Source organism: Lysobacter sp. KACC 24251 (assembly GCF_057747755.1).
Genome location: NZ_CM173222.1, coordinates 78,466 through 92,587, shown reverse-complemented (window position 1 = coordinate 92,587; position 14,122 = coordinate 78,466). Strand labels below are relative to the sequence as shown.

The 14,122-nt window shown below is 69.7% G+C and carries 11 protein-coding genes and 1 pseudogene; 7 read left to right on the top strand and 5 right to left on the bottom strand.

All coding sequences use genetic code 11. The features are described 5' to 3' along the window. Positions 1–5: 5 nt before the first annotated feature. Positions 6–3,512 (bottom strand): PxKF domain-containing protein, encoded by a 3,507-nt coding sequence (locus AC3ARF_RS00455; protein ID WP_498929287.1) that lies wholly within the window; start codon positions 3,510–3,512, stop codon positions 6–8. 200 nt (positions 3,513–3,712) lie between these two features. Here AC3ARF_RS00455 and ttcA point away from each other — a divergent pair, with 200 nt between their 5' ends. The 3 genes from ttcA to AC3ARF_RS00440 all read left to right on the top strand — a co-directional run bounded on the left by ttcA (position 3,713) and on the right by AC3ARF_RS00440 (position 6,417). Beyond that, positions 3,713–4,660, top strand: coding sequence for a tRNA 2-thiocytidine(32) synthetase TtcA (ttcA, locus tag AC3ARF_RS00450; RefSeq protein ID WP_498929285.1), 948 nt, complete (start codon positions 3,713–3,715; stop codon positions 4,658–4,660). Continuing rightward, complete coding sequence (locus AC3ARF_RS00445; protein WP_498929283.1) at positions 4,660–5,568, top strand: recombination-associated protein RdgC; 909 nt, start codon at positions 4,660–4,662, stop codon at positions 5,566–5,568. Before ttcA ends, AC3ARF_RS00445 begins: the two co-directional genes overlap by 1 nt. A gap of 63 nt (positions 5,569–5,631) precedes the next feature. Then, positions 5,632–6,417: a M48 family metallopeptidase gene (locus AC3ARF_RS00440; protein WP_498929281.1), complete on the top strand. Its 786-nt coding sequence runs from the start codon at positions 5,632–5,634 to the stop codon at positions 6,415–6,417. On the opposite strand, the gene AC3ARF_RS00435 is transcribed toward AC3ARF_RS00440, so the two are convergent. Further along, positions 6,414–7,274: an alpha/beta fold hydrolase gene (locus AC3ARF_RS00435; RefSeq protein WP_498929279.1), complete on the bottom strand. Its 861-nt coding sequence runs from the start codon at positions 7,272–7,274 to the stop codon at positions 6,414–6,416. The two genes, AC3ARF_RS00440 and AC3ARF_RS00435, sit on opposite strands and share 4 nt — an antisense overlap. Next, complete coding sequence (hemH, locus tag AC3ARF_RS00430; protein ID WP_498929277.1) at positions 7,265–8,242, bottom strand: ferrochelatase; 978 nt, start codon at positions 8,240–8,242, stop codon at positions 7,265–7,267. The genes AC3ARF_RS00435 and hemH overlap by 10 nt, the downstream gene beginning before the upstream one ends. A 144-nt stretch (positions 8,243–8,386) precedes the next feature. Here hemH and AC3ARF_RS00425 point away from each other — a divergent pair, with 144 nt between their 5' ends. From AC3ARF_RS00425 to tatC, 4 genes and pseudogenes are all read left to right on the top strand, one after another. After that, a complete protein-coding gene (locus AC3ARF_RS00425) occupies positions 8,387–9,250 on the top strand; it encodes a lipid-binding SYLF domain-containing protein (RefSeq protein ID WP_498929275.1) in 864 nt (287 codons plus the stop codon). A gap of 70 nt (positions 9,251–9,320) precedes the next feature. Continuing rightward, positions 9,321–9,566 carry a Sec-independent protein translocase subunit TatA gene (gene tatA, locus AC3ARF_RS00420; protein ID WP_498929273.1) on the top strand — a complete coding sequence of 82 codons (246 nt, stop codon included), beginning with the start codon at positions 9,321–9,323 and terminating at the stop codon, positions 9,564–9,566. A 39-nt stretch (positions 9,567–9,605) separates the two neighbouring features. Continuing rightward, positions 9,606–9,890 (top strand): annotated as a pseudogene (gene tatB / locus AC3ARF_RS00415) (Sec-independent protein translocase protein TatB); the annotation flags it as partial. 142 nt (positions 9,891–10,032) lie between these two features. Beyond that, positions 10,033–10,788 carry a twin-arginine translocase subunit TatC gene (gene tatC, locus AC3ARF_RS00410; protein ID WP_498929271.1) on the top strand — a complete coding sequence of 252 codons (756 nt, stop codon included), beginning with the start codon at positions 10,033–10,035 and terminating at the stop codon, positions 10,786–10,788. Between the two features lie 41 nt (positions 10,789–10,829). Here tatC and AC3ARF_RS00405 read toward each other — a convergent pair whose 3' ends face one another. Beyond that, the gene (locus tag AC3ARF_RS00405) at positions 10,830–11,180 is read right to left on the bottom strand and encodes a hypothetical protein (RefSeq protein WP_498929270.1); all 351 of its coding nucleotides are present in this window, start codon (positions 11,178–11,180) and stop codon (positions 10,830–10,832) included. Between the two features lie 35 nt (positions 11,181–11,215). Continuing rightward, the gene (locus tag AC3ARF_RS00400) at positions 11,216–14,098 is read right to left on the bottom strand and encodes a type VI secretion system ATPase TssH (RefSeq protein ID WP_498929268.1); all 2,883 of its coding nucleotides are present in this window, start codon (positions 14,096–14,098) and stop codon (positions 11,216–11,218) included. Between the last annotated feature and the right edge of the window lie 24 nt (positions 14,099–14,122).

Below are 14,122 nucleotides of genomic sequence, written 5' to 3'. Positions count from 1 at the left end.
CACACTCAGTTGAACTGGAACAGCGCGGAATGCACTTCGCCGTCGCCCAGACTTAGATCCAAACGCCGGCAGGTGCCGCGGTAGCCGCTCGCGGCCGGCCAGTCCAGGGCGTAGTAGCCGTTGCCCAAGTTGCGCAACTGCGTGCTGCTGCCGCCGTAGGTGGAAATCCGGTTCAAGGCCGCACCCCCCGGACACGTGATGCCCACCGAACTGATGCTGGCACTCCCGAGGTTGCCCACCGGCTGGCCGTTGGCATCCAGCAGGCGCCACTGGAACGGTATCGCACGTCCCGCCTTGAACACGTTCAGCGTGTTCGGGTTGGCGACCGCTCCAGTGAAACCCTGCCACGGGTACACCACGCGGTAACTGGCGGATGCCGTGGCTTCATTGCTGGCGACGTCGCGTGCCGAACACGCCACGGTCCGCGTTCCCACGGATGCGGTGGACGGCACCGCGCAGCCCTGGCTTGCAAGGCCAGACAACGCATCGCTGGCACCCGCGCTGGCGGTCGCCGCCGCGTTGAGCAGCACGACGCCATTGCCGACCTGCGGCGACAGCGCCGGCGGTGTGCGATCAATCCACACGTAGGTGATGGCGCTCATCGCGCTGTTGCCGGCCGCATCCACCACGGGCTTCGACGCCGAACCGCAGGTGCCCTCGCCATTGAGCACCTGCGCCGCCGGGCACGACGCCACGCCGGACGTGGCGTCCTGGCAGGCAAAGCTGACGGTGACCGCGGTGTTGTACCAGTAACCCCCGCTGGGGGCCGGTGAGGTCTGCAACATGGCCGTGGGCGCCACGCTGTCTCGCTTGATGGTCACGGTGCGCACCGTGGTGCCGCCGCCACTGATGGCGGTGCAGGTGAACCCGGCGCCCACGGTATCGCTGGTCTGGGTGACCGTGTTGCAGCCAGTCGTCGTACTCACCGCGGTTTCCGGATCGGTCACCGTCCAGCTGATGTGCACATCACCCGTGTACCAGCCGTTGTTGCCCAGCGGGCCCTGTACGTCGGCGGTGACCACGGGCGGCGTGGTGTCGACTCGCCAAACGTATGTGGCGGGTGTGGCATCGCGGTGGCCGGCCGCATCCACGGCGCGCACGTCGAAGGTGTGCAGGCCTGCCGTCACCGTCACCGTCACCGCATGGATGGAAGCACACGGAGCGAACGCCGCGCCATCGACGCGGCATTCGTAGCCGGCAACACCGGAGGTCGCGTCGGCCCCGACAAAGCCGAAGCTCGCGCTTGCGGTGTTGGTGGCGGCCCCGGGCGTCGTCGTCAACGTGGTCTCGGGCGCGGTGGCATCCCGCTTGATGGTGACTCGCGCCGTGGCGCTGCCGCCGACGCTTTGTACCGTGCAAACGAACTCCGCGCCGGCGGTGTCGGCACGCACCAGCGGGGTATCGCAGCCTTCAGTCGCCCAGAAGTAGGACTCGTCGTCGTGCACCGACCAGTTCAGGGCCACATCACCCACATACCAGCCCGCCTGGCCCAGCGGCCCGTTGAGAATCGGGGTTACCGTCGGCGCCGTGACATCGACCACCAGCTGGTAGTCCTTGCTGGCCACAAAGCCGTTGGCGTCACGCAGCTGCGCGGAAAAGGCATACGTTCCCGCCTGCGCGGCAGCACCACTGAACGCGCCATCCGGCCCCAGCGCGATGCCCGGCGGCAGCATGCCGGCGGTCAGCGTTGCGACGATCCCCTCTGACACATAGCCCGACCCCGCCAGGATCAACCGCAAGGTGAAGGGTTCACCCAGCGCGACGACCAGCGTGTCGGACTCGGGCAACACGATCGGCTGCGGGGCCTGTCCACTGCTGTCGTCGCCCCAGCAAGTGCGCACGCCGTCCGCCCGGATCGCACAGGTGTGGTTCACCCCGGCGCTGAGGCTCACGAATTCGCCCTCCGGCGCCTGCCGTTGGCCACTCCAGTCCGCTCCCCAGCACGCAAGCCGACCGTTGGTCCGGATCGCACACCCGTGCGAACCGCCCGTGGCCATCGCGCGGAAGTAGCCTGTCGGCGGGTAGATCAATTGGCCGAAATAGCCATCGCCCCAGCATGAGATGAAGTTGTTGCTGGTCAGGCCACAGCCTTCGAAGTCGCCGGCCTGCACCGTCAGGTAGCCCAAGCCTGCCTCCAGCGCCGGCACCTGTCCCTGCTGCTGCGCGTCATGGCCCCAGCACGCACCGGTGCCGTCGTCGCGCGCGCCGCAACTGTGGACGAAGCCCGCGCTGACGTTGCGGAAGGCACCTGCGGGCGCTGCGATCTGCCCGAATGCATCCCAACCCCAGCACTGGACGCCACCCGTGGCCGCGTCGATCCCGCAGCCATGCTGGTGGCCGAGCGACCATTGCCGCAGCAGCGTGGACGGCGCCTGGCTCTGCCCGTAGTCGTTGCGGCCCGCGCACGCCAGCCGCGCGTCCGGTGTCTCGGCGCAGGAAAAGCCGTCGCCAGCGTCGATGGCGCCACCCGGCACGGGGGTTTCGGGGATCAGCGTTCCAGCATCAGTGCCCCAGCAGTCCGCTTGCCCGTCGGATCGCAGCTGGCAGGTATGCGTCACGCCTGCCCCGATCTGGCCAAAGCCGAAGCGACCGGCCGGCGCGGTGGCCTGGCCTTCCTGGTTGCCACCCCAGCACACCAGTTCCCCGCTGGTGCGGATGCCACAGGCGTGCATGAGACCGGCGCTGACCATCAGGAACGGGTCATGCGAGTACGGTCCCGGAGGCGGGGGCACCTGCGTCAGCGGGTCGCTACCCCAGCAAGCGACGCTGCGGTCGGCGCGCAGGCCGCATCCTTCATGGTCATTTCCCAGGCTGATCTGGACGAAGCGACCTTCCGGAGCCGGGAGTCCCTCGGAATAGCCCCCCCAACACGCGACCTGCCCGTCGGCGGCCAGCGCGCAGGTGCGGGCACCCGCGCTGCTGAGTGCGATGAAGCGACCTGCCGCTACGGTCGTGCTGCCGTAAGCGGCACTGCCCCAGCATTCCGCGCTGCCATCCGGACGCAGACCGCACGTGAAGCTGTCGCCGGCGCTGAGCGCGATGAACTGCCCCGCCGGCACGAAGGTCTCGCCGTACAGGTCTTCGCCCCAGCATTCCGCTGCGCCCCAGGCACGAAGCGCGCAGGTGTGATGGTCACCGACGGTGATCGCGGTGAATTCCCCCCATTCGGGGACGGTGACCTGGGCACTGCCGGGTTCACCCCAGCACACAGGTCGCCCGTTGCTCTGGATCGCGCACGCGTGGCGCATGCCCGCTGCCACCGCGATGAACGTGCCGGTGGGCGGCGTGCTCTGCCCCATGTAATCCAGGCCCCAACAGGCCAACGCGCCGTCGTCGCGGACGGCACAGGTGTTCATGCCACCAGCAGCCAACGGGACGACGCCGCCACCGCCATCCAGCATGGCGCCATCCGCGCGGACCTGGGCCATCGCGACCCCGGTCAGACCCGCCCAAGCCAATACGACTGCCAAACCCATCCCGCGCACGCACGCGCGGCCGAATCGATGCTTCATCCCTGTTCCCCGATTACCGCGCGTTGGTCTTGCGTTCGTTGCCCGGACCGGTGCGGCCCGGGACTTCCCCTGTGGGACCGTGACCGGCCGCACAGTCGGAGTATGGCAGAGCCGAGTCATCTGCCAACAGCCATCCTTGGCGCCGCACGGGCGGCCCGTTCAAGCGCCGCGGCGGACCCAGCCGGTAGAATGGCCGGTCCATGAGCACCGTCCTGCCCCTGCATCCTGCTTCCGCCCCGGCGGCCACGTCCGGCGCCGACGCCCTCGCGCTGGCCGAGCCGGCGCCCTTCGTGCCGCGCGCGCGCCGCGCCGCGCACGAAGCCAACAAGCTGGCCAAGCGCCTGCGCCACCAGGTCGGCCGCGCCATCGCCGATTTCGGCATGATCGAGGACGGCGACAAGGTGATGGTCTGCCTGTCCGGCGGCAAGGACAGCTACACCATGCTCGACATCCTGCTGCAGTTGCAGGCCAAGGCGCCCGTGCGCTTCGAGATCATCGCGGTCAACCTCGACCAGAAGCAGCCGGACTTCCCCGAGCACGTGCTGCCCGACTACCTCACGTCCATTGGCGTGCCGTTCCACATCATCGAGCAGGACACCTACTCGGTAGTCAGCCGCGTGGTGCCGGAAGGCAAGACCATGTGCTCGCTGTGCTCGCGCCTGCGCCGCGGCGCGCTGTACACCTGGGCCGAGGAAAACGGCATCACCAAGATCGCGCTGGGCCACCACCGCGACGACCTGGTGGCCACGTTCTTCCTCAACCTGTTCTTCCACGCCAAGCTGTCGGGCATGCCGCCCAAGCTGCTCAGCGACAACGGCAAGCACGTGGTGATCCGCCCGCTGGCCTACGTGCGCGAGGACGACATCGTCGCGTACGCCGATGCGAAGCAGTTCCCGATCATCCCGTGCAACCTGTGCGGCTCGCAGGAGAACCTGCAGCGCAAGCAGGTGAAGCGGATGATGGACGCGTGGGAGAAGGAGACGCCGGGCCGCATCGAAACCATCGCGCGCGCGCTGGGCGACATCCGACCCTCGCAGTTGAGCGACCCCAACCTGTTCGACTTCCTGTCGCTGGGCGCGCACGGCGCCAAGGCCGACGCGCACGCATGGCTGGCCGGCGAACCCAACGAATCAACCCAAGGCTCCTGATGTTCTTCCGCAACCTGACGCTGTTCCGCTTCCCGACCACCACCAAGCTCGATGACCTCGATACCGGCCTGGACGAGTGCCAGCTCAAGCCGGTGGGCCCGATGGAACTGTCCAGCCGCGGCTTCATCAGCCCGTTCGGCCGCGACGCCGAAGTGCTGTCGCACCGCCAGGGCGATGCGATCTGGCTGGCCGTGGGCGGTGAGGACAAGATCCTGCCCGGCGCGGTGGTCAACGACATGCTGCAGAAGAAGCTGGCGGAGATCGAGCAGAAGGAAGGGCGCAAGCCGGGCGGCCGCACCCGCAAGCGGCTGAAGGACGAGCTGGTCACCGACCTGCTGCCGCGCGCGTTCGTGAAGCCCACCCGCACCGACGCGCTGCTCGACCTGGGCCACGGCATCGTCGTGGTCGACACCAGCAGCCGCAAGAGCGGCGAGAACGTGGTCAGTGAGATCCGCCGCGCGCTGGGCAGCTTCCCGGCGCTGCCGCTCAATGCCGAAGTCGCACCGCGCTCGGTGCTGACCGGCTGGGTGGCCGGCGACCCGATGCCCGAGGGCCTGTCGCTGGGCGACGAGTGCGAGCTGCGCGACCCCATCGACCAGGGCGCGGTGGTGAAGGTGCAGCGCATGGAGCTGCAGAGCGACGAGATCGCCAAGCACCTGGAATCCGGCAAGCAGGTCACGCGTCTGGCGCTGACGCTGGATGACCACGTTTCCTTCGTGCTCGGCGAGGACCTGGTCGTGCGCAAGTTCAAGTTGCTCGAGGGCGCTGTCGACGAACTCGAAAGCACCGAGCGCGATGACATGCGCGCCGAACTCGACGCGCGCTTCATCCTGATGTCGGCCGAAGTGCGCCGCCTGTTCACGGTGCTGGAAGGCGCGCTGAAGCTGAGCAAGACCGAGGCGGCCTGAGCAGAAGCGCGTGCGTCACGATGCCGCCGTACAATCGGTGCAAGCCATCCCCGCGGCCCGCGCATGACTTCCCTGTTCCGCCTGCTGGCGCCGTCGCCGCGCGCGATCGAGCGCGATGCGTTCGAACTGGCACTGCCCGACGGCAGCGTCATCGAGGTCACTCGCGTCCGCGATCCGCGCGCACGGCGGCTCAAACTATCGGTCGATGAACGAGGCGCGCGCCTGACCCTGCCGCCGCGCAGCAGCGCCGCCACCGGTGAGCGCTTCGTCGCCGAGCACGCCGCGTGGCTGGCGGCGCAATTGCAGCGCTTCGCCAGTGATGCCGGCAGCGGGCTGATCCGCGGCCAGACAACGCAGTTGCCATTGCGCGGCCGCAGCGTGCCGCTGCGCTGGGAGGCGGGACGCACCACGCGGCTGCAAGCCGCGGATGACGCGGACGCACTGGTGTTCTCGTTGCCGCTGCAGGCGCGTGACGCCGCCATCCAGCGCGCCGCGCGCGACTTCTACGAGGCCCAGGGCCGCACCGATGTCGGGCGCTGGCTGCCGCGCTACCTGGCCAGTCTGCCGCGGGCGCCGCGCCAGGTGCGTTTCAAGGTCATGTCCTCGCAGTGGGGCTCGCTGGCGCCGGACGGCTCGGTGACGCTTGACCTGTCGCTGGTGCTCGCCCGTCCATCCGCCTTCGAATACGTGCTGGTGCACGAGCTGTGCCACCTGATCCACCACGACCACTCACGCGCGTTCTGGCGCGAGGTCGAGGCGCGCTTCCCGGCATGGCGCGACGAGCGCCGCTACTTCAATGCCGAGGGCCGGCGGCTGAAAGCGACGCTGCGGGCGCTGATCGGGGCCTAGCGACGGAAGAAGTCGCCGATCGCCGCCGCCACGCCCGCCGGGTCTTCCATGTGCAGGTGGTGGGTGCCGGGCATCACCACCAGCTCGCCGCGCGGCAGCAGCGCGGCCCGCGTGCGGCGCACGTCATCGGGAAAGTACGACTGCGGCGGGTCGGCGTAGATCACCCGCGTCGGGCACTCGATGTGCCGCACCAGGTCGCGCACCTGCGCCTCGCTGATGCGCACCGCCGTCGGCTGGGTCAGGCGCGGGTCGCTGCGCCAGATGAAGCCGCCTTCGATGGGCGCGATGCCACGATCCACCAGCAGCCGCGCGACCGGCTCGCTGAGTCCATTGACCTGCATGCGTGCGCGCACCGCCGTGGCGATGTCGTCGAACACGCGCAGGCCGCGTCGGGGCGTGGCCATGGCGGCAAAGGCATCGCGCAGGCGCTGGCCGGTCCGGCTCTCCGCTTCCGACAGCGCGCCCAGCGCCTCGATGGCGACGAACCGTTCGACGCGGTCGGGCGCCGCGGCGGCGACCACACTGGCGACGGCCGCGCCCAGCGAGTGCGCGAGCAGGCTGAAGCGCTCCCAGCCGAGTGCATCCGCGGTGGCCAGTACCGATCGGGCGAAAGCCACGCTGAGGTAGTCCGCGGCGGGCGGCAGGTGCGCACTGGCACCGTGGCCGGGCATGTCCAGCGCGGCCAGGTCCAGGCCCGGCAGGTGCGTTGCCAGCGGCACGAAGCTGGCAGCGTTATCCAGCCAACCGTGCAGCGCAAGCACGCGCGGGCCGCCCGGGATCTCGCGGCGCAGGCCACACAGGCGGCCAAAGACGGTATCGACCGCAAACTCGCGCAGCACTGCTTCGCTCACGCCCACGCGGCCAGTTCGCGCTGGGCGATGGCGGCGACCACGTCCGCGTGCGCGGGTGAATCGTTGAGGCAGGAGATGTAGCGCAACGTGCCGCCCGCGTGGGCCACCTGTTCGGCCAAGCCGATCGCCACTTCCTCCAGCGTCTCCAGGCAATCGACCGAGAAGCCCGGGGCGATCACGTCGATGGTGCGCACGCCCCGATCGGTCAGGGCCTTCAGCGCCTTGTCGGTCGCCGGCTCGAGCCACTTCTCCTTGCCGAAGCGCGATTGATAACTCAGCGTCCACGCATCGTCGGCCAGCCCCAGCGCCGCGGCGATCGCGCGCGCGCCGGCCTCGCACTGCTGGGCGTAGGGGTCGCCCTGGTTGACCAGCCGCTGCGGCAGGCCATGGAACGAGAACACCAGGTGCTCGCCGGCACCATGGGAAGCCCGGTGCGCGCGCACCGACGCCGCGACCGCGGCCACCCAGTGCGGGTCGAGGTGGTAGTCGCGCACGGTGCGCACCGCCAGCCCCGGCACCCTGGCGACCGCGTCCTCCACCGACAGCGTGGTCGTGGTCGAGTACTGCGGGTACATCGGCAGCACCAGCACCCGGCGCGTGCCGAGCGCGCGCTCCGCCTCCAGCGCCGCGAGCAGGGAGGGATTGCCATAGCGCATCGCCTCGCGCACCTTCACCCCAGGCAGTCGCGCCTGCACGCCACGCGCCAGCCGCCGCGTGTAGGTGGTCAGCGGCGAGCCGCCGTCCTCGCCAGGCAGCCACACCTGTGCGTACTTTGCGGCCACCACCGGCGAGCGCCGGGGCAGGATCACCCACTGCAGCAGCGGTTGCCACAGCAGGCGCGGAATCGCCACCACCCGCGGGTCGAGCAGGAACTCACGCAGGAAGCGCGACACCGCCGGCGCGGTGGGCTCATCCGGCGTGCCCAGGTTGACCAGGAACAGCGTGGTGTCGGCAGAGGGATCGTGGGTCGTCATCGGTCGCGATGATACCGGGCCGCCCCGATTCCATCGCGATTCATCCGCGCGTCACTAGCCTGAACCGCATGTTGGGAACCACGCCACGTCGGCACGGTCCCAAACACCGTATAACGCCACATCCCCCGTTCACTGGAGTCCTCCATGTCCCGACTGCCGCGCGTTGCCGTCCTTGCCCTCGCCCTCGGCCTTGCCACCAGCGCAGTCGCCGGTCCCCGCGAGGACGATCGCGCCCGCAACGCGATCCGCGTGTTGGCGGACATCCAGTCGATCCCGGAATCGGCCATCCCCGACCGGCTGCTGGATGATGCCCGCGCGATCGTCGTGGTGCCGGACACGGTCAAGATCGGCCTGATGGTCGGCGCGCGCCGCGGCCACGGCCTGTTGTCGGTGAAGAACCCCGACGGCACCTGGTCAAACCCCAGCTTCGTGAAGCTGACCGGCGGCAGCATCGGTTTCCAGGCCGGTGTGCAATCGGCCGACGTGGTGCTGGTGTTCCGCAGCGACCGCGGCCTGGATTCGATCGTCAACGGCAAGATCACCCTCGGCGCCGATGCCGGCGTGGCCGCTGGTCCGGTCGGCCGCAACGCCGCCACCGCGACCGACGGCCAGCTCAAGGCCGAGATCTGGTCGTGGTCGCGTGCCCGCGGCCTGTTTGCCGGTGTGGCCCTGGACGGCGCGGTGCTGAGCATCGACGACGAGGCCAACGAGGCCGTGTACGGCCGCGACACCACGCCACGCATGATCTTCGAGGGCCGCGCCCATGGCGCGCCATCCAACGCCGTGGTCGACTTCCGCGACCGCCTGGAAGAGGCCAGCGCCAACGCCAGCGCCAACCGCACCGGCGCGGCCCCGCGTCGGGCGGCCGCCAGCGGCCAGGTGCGGGTGGGCGCCAGCGAAGCGCCGCCCAGCAGCCAGGCGCAGCCGCTGCAGCCGGCCGGCCAGACCCAGCCAAGCTCGTTCGAGACCGTGCAGAGCCCGGCCAAGGTGGAGCCGCTGCCGCACTGAACGGCCCGTCATCGCGCCGGCTGTAACCCGGCTGCGGTATCCTGACCACCTTTCTCCATCGAGCAATCCCATGGGCGGTTTCAGTCTTTGGCACTGGCTTGTCGTGCTGGTGATCGTGGTGCTGGTGTTCGGCACCAAGCGCCTGAAGAACGTGGGTCAGGATCTGGGCGAAGCAGTGAAGGGCTTCAAGAAGGGCATCCAGGACGACGATGCGGGCAAGACCACCCCGCCCGCGCAGCTGCCCGACCAGACCCGCGGCGGCGACAGCACCACCACCGCCGCGCCGCAGCGCGACGACGAGCACACCCCGCGCTGAGCGCGGGCACGGCCCGGGCGCTGACCCGGGCCGACTGCCATGTTCGATATCGGCTTCTCCGAGATCTTCGTCATTGCCGTCGTGGCCCTGCTGGTGCTGGGCCCGGAGCGGCTGCCCAAGGCCGCGCGCTTCGCCGGGCTGTGGGTGCGGCGCGCGCGCGCGCAGTGGTACTCGGTGAAGGCGGAGCTGGAGAACGAACTGGCCGACGAGGAACTCAAGCGCAGCCTGCGCCAGGCGCAGGAGCAACTGCGCGCCGCCGAGGCCGCCCTGCGCGAGCAGACGGCCAGCGTGGAGCAGGACGTGCGCGGCGTGGCGCGGGACGTGGAAGCCGGCCTTCCCGGCCAGCGGACTGCCGAGCGCGGGCCCGAGGAGGACGTCCCCGGCAACGGCAAGCCGGACCTGCAGCCGCCGGCCGACCCCACGCTGCACCGCGACCCACAGGGCTGAGCGCGTGGAAGCCGACCCGATGAGTGAAGCGCCGCAGCTCTCCGCCGAGCCACGCCTGATCGACCACCTGATCGAGCTGCGCTCGCGCCTGCTGCGCGCCGTGGCGGGCCTGTTCGTCGTGCTGCTGGCGCTGCTGCCGTTCGCCAACAAGCTCTACGCCTACTTCGCCGCGCCGCTGCTGGCCAAGCTGCCGGCCGGCGGCCAGTTGATCGCGGTGGAGGTGGCCTCGCCGTTCTTCGCCCCGCTCAAGCTCGCCTTCTTCGTCGCGCTGATGGCGACCATGCCGTGGCTGCTGTACCAGGCGTGGGCCTTCGTCGCCCCGGGCCTGTACCAGCGCGAGAAGCGCCTGGCGCTGCCGCTGCTGGTCTCGGCGATGGGCCTGTTCTACGCCGGCTGCGCGTTCGCGTTCTTCCTGGTGTTGCCCACCGTGTTCGGCTTCCTCGCCAAGATCACGCCCGAGGGCGTGGCGATGATGACCGACATCAACGCCTACCTCGACTTCGTGCTGGTGATCTTCGTCGCCTTCGGCTTCAGCTTCGAGTTGCCGGTGGCGATGGTGATCGCCGCCGCGCTGGGCTGGGTGACGCCGGCGCAGCTGCGCGAGTCGCGCGGCTACGCCATCGTTGGCGTGTTCATCATCGCCGCGGTCATTACTCCGCCGGACGTGGTGTCGCAGCTGATGCTGGCGATCCCGATGTGCCTGTTGTACGAGGTGGGGATCATCGCGTCCGGTGCGGTGATGCGCGGCCGGAAGGCCGATACCGGTACCGACTGAGCAGGGCGCGACCGGACCGGCCGGCGCCCTGCCGCGGCCGCTCAGGCGGTGATCTGCACCACGTGCAGCCCGCCCCGCTCCAGGCAGCGCAGGCGATGGATCCGGCCCGCCACCGACAGCGTGATGTGCGCGCGTGGGTCAGCGCCGCGCGCGGCATCGCCGTGGCCGCCGCGGTGCACGGTCGCACCGATGCGCCACGGCCCCATCGCCATGCGCCGCAGCAGCACGCGGGCCTCGGTACGCGCCGGAATTGCGGCCTGCTCCAGCAACGCCACGACATGGGCGGGTCCCAGTTTCTGCCAGACGCGGATCGTCTGGCCGTCGGGTTGGTACTGGCCGCGCCACTTGTCGCTGCAGTTGCGCAGGATCTGTTCGCGCTGGTTGGCATGCATGGGTGGGTCTCCCTTCCGTGGATGGGTGATCGCGCTCAGGCGATGTCGTAGGTGAAGTCGCCGCTGTCCTCGGCCGCGACCAGCACGCGCTGCACCGGCACGCCCTCGGCCATGCGCGCGAGTACCTCTTCGGCGATCTGAGGCAGCAGCGTGCCGGTAAGGATGTGATCGACGTTACGCGCGCCGGAATCGACCTCCGTGCAGCGGGCCAGCACCGCATCGACCAGCGACTCGTCCCAGTCGAACACCGCCTTGTGGTTGGCGCGGATGCGCTGGCGGATGCGCTCGAGCTTGAGCTCGATGATCCGCACCAGCACGTCGTCGCTGATCGGGTAGTACGGCACCACTTTCATGCGCCCGAGGAATGCCGGCTTGAAGGTCTTCATCAGCACCGGCCGCAGCGCCTCGCCCAGCGCGTCCGCGTAGGGCAGTTCCTCGGCGGGCTTGTTGAGGCAGGCCTGCATGATCTGCGCCGAGCCGACGTTGCTGGTGAGGATGATCAGGGTGTTGCGGAAGTCGATGGCGCGGCCTTCGGCATCATCCATCTCGCCCTTGTCGAACACCTGGAAGAACATCTCCAGCACGTCGGGATGGGCCTTCTCGACCTCGTCCAGCAACACCACGCTGTACGGATTGCGGCGCACCGCCTCGGTCAGCACGCCGCCCTCGCCGTAGCCGACATAACCGGGCGGCGAGCCCTTCAGCCCGGAGACGCTGTGCGCTTCCTGGTACTCGCTCATGTTGATGGTGATGAGCTTGCGCTCGCCGCCGTAGAGGATGTCCGCCAGGGCCAACGCGGTTTCGGTCTTGCCGACGCCGGATGGGCCGACGAACATGAACACGCCGCGCGGCTTGTTCGGATCCTCCAGCTTGGCGCTGGCGGTGCGCACGCGCTGGGCCACGGCCTCGAGCGCGTGGTCCTGACCGATCACGCGCTCGCGCAGCAACGGCGCCAGCTGGCGCACCACGCGCAGTTCGTCCTTGACCATGCGGCCCAGCGGCACGCCGGTCCATGCGCTGACGATCTCCGCGACCACGGCGCCGTCGACCTGCAGGGGCACCATGGGCGTTTCGCCCTGCAGCGCGCGAAGCTCGGCGAGCAGGGTTTCCAGCTCGACCTGCGCCGGGTGCACGCGCGCGGTCTCCACGGCCGGCGCGGCGACGGCGGTGGCCGACTTGGCCTTGCGGCCCTGGCGCGGAGCCACCAGCGCGTCGGCGGTAGGCCCGCCGCCCACTTGCTCTGCGCTGCCGGTACCCGCCCGCGCCGCTGCGTCCGGGTCGGCCGCATGGTGGTCGGTACCCGGCGCGTCCGCTGCTTCATCGGCTTCGTCGCTGGCCATCGGCATGGTTACGCCCGGGGCGGTGGCGACCGACGCCTCCTGTTCCAGCTGCACGCGCAGCGCCGCGATTTTCTGCGCCAGCGCACTTTCGTCGCGCAGCCGCGCCTCGCTGTGGGCCAGCACCCGCTCCGCCTGCTGCTGCTGTGCATGCAGTTCGCCCAGGCGCTCGTCATGGCGTGCACCGCTCAGCGTCTCGCGCTGCAGCGCGGCGACTTCCGCAGCCATGCGGTCGAGGTGCTTGCGGGTATCGTCGATGATCGCGGGCGTCGCGCTCTGGCCCAGCGCGACCTTGGCGCAGGCGGTGTCCAGCACGCTCACCGCCTTGTCCGGCAGTTGGCGGCCGCTGATGTAGCGATGTGACAAGCGCACGGCCTCGGTAATCGCTTCGTCCAGCACGCGGATGCCGAAATGCTGCTCCATCAACGGCACCATGCCGCGCAGCATCGCCGCACACAGGGTCTCGCCCGGCTCCTCGACCTTGACCACCTGGAAGCGGCGCGCGAGGGCTGCGTCCTTCTCGAAATACTTCTTGTACTCGCTCCACGTGGTCGCGGCGATGGTGCGCAGTTCACCACGCGCCAGGGCCGGCTTGAGCAGGTTGGCGGCGTCGTTCTGCCCCGCCTGGCCACCCGCGCCAATCATGGTGTGCGCCTCGTCGATGAACAGGATGATCGGGTGCGGGCTCTTGCGCACTTCGTCGATCACGTTCTTCAGCCGGTTCTCGAATTCGCCCTTCACGCTCGCGCCCGCCTGCAACAGGCCCATGTCCAACGTGTGCAACTCCACCCCGCGCAGCACCTCGGGCACGTCGCCCTGCGCGATGCGCAGCGCCAGGCCTTCGACGACCGCGGTCTTGCCGACACCGGCCTCGCCGGTGAGGATCGGGTTGTTCTGGCGGCGGCGCAGCAGGATGTCGATCGCCTGGCGGATCTCGGTGTCACGTCCGATCACCGGGTCGACCTTGCCGTCGCGCGCGCGCTGGGTGAGGTTGGTGGTGAACTGGTCCAATGCGGGGGTCTTCGACAGCCCGCCGTGCGCCACCCGCTCCGCGCCGGTATCGACGCCGGGCGCCAGCTCGGCATCGGCAAAGCGAACCGCAGCGTCCTCGTGCGAGCCTTCGGTGAGCTTGGCGAAGTCGTGCTTGAGTTCGTCGCGCTTGATCCGCGCAAACAGCGCCGAGCCGCGGTATGCCAGCTGTGACAGGCCAGGCTCGGTCAGCAGCGCCAGCAGCAGGTGGCCGCTGCGGATGCGGGTGGTGTGTGTGTCCAGCGAGGCGATCAGCCAAGCGTGCTCGAACAGCGTGGGCAGGTGCGGGGAGAACACCGGGGTGCGGGCGTTGCCGGCTTTGAAGCGCCCGATCTCGCGCTCCAGGTCGGTGCGCAGGGCATCCGCGTCGATGCCGCTGCGGCGCGCGACCAGCGCCACGTCACCGCCTGCCTGTTCCAGCAATGCGATGAACAGGTGCTCGAGGTCGACTTCGTAGTGGCCGCGCGCCAGGCACAGGTTGGCGGCACGCTCGGCCGCCTGGCGGCACGGGTCGTTGAGTTTGGCGATCAGGGTCTTGAGGGTGGTGCTCACGGTTGCGCTCCTTCGCGTGCCGCC